This is a genomic window from Mesorhizobium sp. M7A.F.Ca.AU.002.02.1.1 (assembly GCF_003998535.1).
Classification (GTDB): Bacteria; Pseudomonadota; Alphaproteobacteria; order Rhizobiales; family Rhizobiaceae; genus Mesorhizobium; species Mesorhizobium ciceri.
Genome location: NZ_RZPB01000533.1, coordinates 1 through 4,280, shown reverse-complemented (window position 1 = coordinate 4,280; position 4,280 = coordinate 1). Strand labels below are relative to the sequence as shown.

The window sequence follows — 4,280 nt, the reverse complement described above, 5'->3', positions numbered from 1 at the left end:
CATCGTGCCGCCGAACTGCCTGTCTGGCTGCACAGATACAATTGGCATCGTCCACATGGCAGCCTAAAGTCAAAAACGCCTATCAGTCGCCTCGCCCTGATCGAGGACAACCTGTTGAAGCTCCACAACTAGGTCGTCCAGCATCACAGTGAACCGCGTACGTAGTATTTTGTCGTAGGCGGCATTCTGGATAGCCGGATACGGGCTCTTCACCCGCTGCACCACCGATTGCGGGATGATGTCGCGAGAAACATTCACGGATTTCGTGAAAAAAGTGTACCCGCCGAAGAGCCCTACTCGCGGGGGCGGTGCAGCACCACCTCGGTGTCACTGCTCGTGTTCATGCGATGGACTAGGCCGGCCAGCTGTTGACGCAGCTCGCGGTAGTTGTAAGTCTCACCCGTGTAGACGAGCACCAAGTCAGGTCGGCCATCCCCCTGGAGCATCCTCGGCTGGCGGCCGCCCTGGATATCGATGATTGCCAGGCGGTGGTGTCCCAGCGCCGCAGGCCCGCCGATCCAAGTCCCCTCGTCGTCCGGACCGTGGTTCGCTATGGTGGCCGTCATATCGGCAAGCTCCCTTCGCGCATCGGGACCTCCGAGGTCTCGATTGAAGTCGATCCATTCACAGATGCCGCACAGGTTATGTCGCCGCATTTGGGCGAAGCAGATATAAGGCCAGTGGGAAACCATCGAGGCAAAGTGACGGATCTAGCCCAGCTACGATCCGCATCCGACATTGTCGGACATCGGACAGCACCGCGATTCGCTGCATAGGAAGCCTGGAGTCGCGATTTCCCCTGGGGGAATCAGCGCATGAAAGGAGAGCTGGGTCGTGTCTGCCGAAATGAGAAATTGCTCCCCCTTATTGCATCACCGAGGAATGTTACCCAGCGCGATAGACGGACATGCCCTATCTCCCCCCGTTGCAGCTGAGGGAGATAGGGGCCAGCTCTTCATTCAACCCTCATGGAGGATGATCAGCCCAGCCATTTCCATGCGCCGGCCTTCACAAGCCGTGCACCATTCAGGTTCTTTTCCTTGAAGCGCGACGATCCTTGTCAGACGTCGCAACACTTGCTGCCGAGAGCACGAGCTCTTCCTCGAGCATGCCTTGATCTGCGCCTCGAACGGCTCGCACATGCTGGGTTTCAACGACTTCGCAGAGGTTGATATTCTGCAGTGACTTCGTCTCGCTGCTGCACGGCATTGACGCTGGGAGCCATGCTCGCGTGGCGCAATTGTGCTGAAGCCGGTGCCCACGGCAACGTTTCTTAACCCGCCCCAGATCCTGGCGTTTGGCTATTTCCGACATTCGTGTCCGGCTTCGGACAAAGGCCGGGTTTGCCGAACGGAGTCGCACCCAATTTCCAGTGCTGCTTGAGCAATAATATCGACCGGCATTACTGCACAACACGAAAGTTGCTGCAAAAACCGAAGTGAACCCAAGGCATCGGGTCAATTGGCATGGCGCTTGCGACTCGGTCGATAGAACGCAGTCAAAATCACGGTTGCAGACCATGCCTACCTCTCAAAGCTCGATAAAGCACGCGAGCAAAATTCCCCGTCTCCGCGGAAGCTCGTCGCCGTTAAACGTGCCTGCTCGGGGGCGGTCTTGCACAAGACCGGTCCGAGGCAACCACGCCAAGGCGCGAGGCTGCCGGAACTGTCGACCGAAGTCGATGCCGCTTCAGTTTAACCGAAAAATGCACCGTACCACTTTGGCCTGGAAGCAAATCAATGACCTATAGAAAGAACGTTCCTCTCGTGACCTTTCGCACGCGTGTTCGCGATGAGTCGATCGGGGGGCCAAATCCTTATCAGTGGGAGAACAAGACCTCCGACGATTATTTCGGGGGCAAGCGCATCATCCTGTTCTCGCTGCCTGGCGCCTTCACCCCGACCTGCTCGACCTTCCAACTGCCCGATTTCGAAAAACTCTATGATCAATTTCTGGAACTGCGAATTGACGCGATCTACTGCGTCTCGGTCAACGATGCTTTCGTCATGAATGCGTGGGGAAAGTCCTTGGGGCTGCAGAAGATCGAGCTGATCCCAGACGGGTCGGGCGAGTTCACGCGCAAAATGGGCATGCTGGTCGCGAAGGACAATCTGGGCTTTGGCATGCGCTCCTGGCGATACGCCGCTCTGATCGACGATGGCGTGGTGGAGCAGTGGTTCGAGGAGGAAGGCTTCTGTGACAACTGCGAGACGGACCCCTATGGCGTTTCATCCCCGCAAAACGTTCTCGACAAATTGAAGGCGGCGGCATGACCCAGAAGTGGAAAGTCTCACACAACCCAAGCACACACTAGAGCCTCCTCGGCAGATCACGGTTCAACATGCATCTCTCAGCAAGCCTGCTTCAACGCCAGAAGCAACGTATGGTCTTATCGCCTCAAGCCATTGAAGCTATTCGCTTGCTGCGATTGACGCATACTGAACTCCATCAGCTCGTGCAGCAGGCACTCGAGAAGAACCCCGTTTTGAAGCCTGACCCGTTTGACGACGATTCGCCGCTGCCAGGGGTGGATCAGCGGAGCAGTCAAAGCAGAAGCGAAATCGGCGAATCGCCCATTGGCGGGCCGTCTGGCGGGCGCGGGCAATGGAAGTCGCAACGCAGTAGCGGCAACGATCGACCTGCCGTCGAGGAGTTTACCGCCCACACCGAAACATTGCACGACCATGTCGCCCGCCAGGTCGCCCTCAACCCGTTCACCCCCCAGGAGCGGCTGATTGCCGGACAGCTCGCCGCTCATCTGGAGGACACTGGCTATCTTCAGGTAAACCTTTTCGATCTGGCCAGGACGTTAAACGTTCGGCAAGCTGATGTGGAACGGGTCATCGGAATCTTGCAGCAATTTGATCCGCCGGGCATTTTTGCGCGAACTCTCAGCGAATGCCTGGAGATTCAGCTGCGCCAGCAAGACCGGTTCGACCCGGCTATGGCAGCTTTGGTCGCCAATCTCGAGATGCTTGCACGGGGGGATTTTCAGGGATTGAAGCAGCGTTGCGGAGTCGACGAGGAGGATCTCCTCGACATGAGGAACGAAATCCGCGCGCTCGATCCCAAGCCTGGAGACCGGTTCCAGTCCGGGACGCCGGAAACCATCGTACCGGACGTCTGGGTAATGCCCAAGTCCGAAGGTGGATGGCGGGTGGAGCTTGATCCGGCCACGCTGCCCAAAGTGTTGATCAACCACACCTATGTCGCCGAAATCTCGCAGCTGACCAAGCAAAATCCGGAAGGCAAAGCGTTTCTCGACAATTGCCAGGAAAAAGGGAACTGGCTGATCAGCAGTCTCAAGCAGCGCGCTAAGACGATCCTTAAGGTTGCGACCGAAATCGTGCGCCAGCAGGATGCCTTTTTTACACACGGCGCCGCCCATCTGCGGCCTCTCTGTCTCAAAAATGTCGCTGACGAGATCGGCATGCACGAGTCGACGGTAAGCCGGGTGACTTCGAACAGGTACATGTTGACTCCGCGCGGGGTGTTCGAGCTGAAGTATTTTTTCGCTGCGCCAATCGCATCCTGCGAGGGCGGCGATGCGCACTCCGCCAAAGCTGTCTGCCATCGGATCAAGGCAATCATAGCCGAAGAATCGCTCGACAAGGTACATTCCGACGAAGACATCGTTGCTCAACTCAAGGAGACCGGCATCGATGTCGCTCGCCGTACCGTCACCAAATATCGCGAGGCGATGAACATCCCTTCCTCCATACGACGGCGCCGCGATAAGCGTTTGTCCGCAGCTGCGATCAAGCGAAGTGACTAACCGACATTCGTGGTCGGCGAGAGGCGACTCTCAACTTCCTCCGGGCCGAAGCAGCTTTCGAAGTCATGGCATTCCCCGCAACTGGGTGCTGTGCATGACGAAAAGCCTTCGGCCTCACACAGCTTGCGGTAAAAGTACTTTTTCCATTTCATGTTTTCTGTGTTGCCTGCCGCCAGCGCGGGAAAATGTCTGGCAAGCAGGCGGCTGAGCTCAGCGCGATTTGAGAGGCCAAGATCCCGCCAAAGATGGTCCATGCGCATCGCACGCCGGGCGATGATCTTGGCCAAGCGGGCGCTCGCCGGGTCGGCCGGCGCAGCATGCGCTAGCAGCAGCCGGCGTAGCAGTTCCTCTTCCAGTTCCGGCTCGGGCTCGCTCAACTCCTCCAAAGCGAATACGCTGCTGGAGGTAGACGGGAAAGTTGCGGCCAAGACATCACGCAATTCGACAGACGAAAGGCCTGTCCCCTCCGTCGCCAACACCTCGCCCGCCTGGACCTCCTCAAGCG

Annotated in this window: 4 protein-coding genes and 1 pseudogene; 3 read left to right on the top strand and 2 right to left on the bottom strand. The window is 57.8% G+C overall.

Features of this window, described 5'->3' with window-relative positions; genetic code table 11:
- Positions 1-132, top strand: a pseudogene (locus EN879_RS26005) (IS481 family transposase); the annotation flags it as partial.
- Positions 133-293: 161 nt separating this feature from the next.
- Here EN879_RS26005 and EN879_RS26000 read toward each other — a convergent pair.
- Complete coding sequence (locus tag EN879_RS26000) at positions 294-566, bottom strand: hypothetical protein (protein ID WP_199489650.1); 273 nt, start codon at positions 564-566, stop codon at positions 294-296.
- A 1,173-nt stretch (positions 567-1,739) separates the two neighbouring features.
- Between EN879_RS26000 and EN879_RS25995 the strand changes: the two genes are divergently transcribed.
- Both EN879_RS25995 and rpoN read left to right on the top strand, forming a co-directional pair.
- Positions 1,740-2,273, top strand: a complete 534-nt coding sequence (locus EN879_RS25995; protein WP_063169380.1) for a peroxiredoxin — start codon at positions 1,740-1,742, stop codon at positions 2,271-2,273.
- Positions 2,274-2,341: 68 nt separating this feature from the next.
- The gene (rpoN, locus tag EN879_RS25990; protein WP_063169381.1) at positions 2,342-3,775 is read left to right on the top strand and encodes an RNA polymerase factor sigma-54; all 1,434 of its coding nucleotides are present in this window, start codon (positions 2,342-2,344) and stop codon (positions 3,773-3,775) included.
- Here the strand turns inward: rpoN and EN879_RS25985 are convergent.
- Positions 3,772-4,280 (bottom strand): nitrogen fixation protein NifQ (locus tag EN879_RS25985; protein WP_164774580.1); only part of this gene is annotated, 509 nt, incomplete at its 5' end. The two genes, rpoN and EN879_RS25985, sit on opposite strands and share 4 nt — an antisense overlap.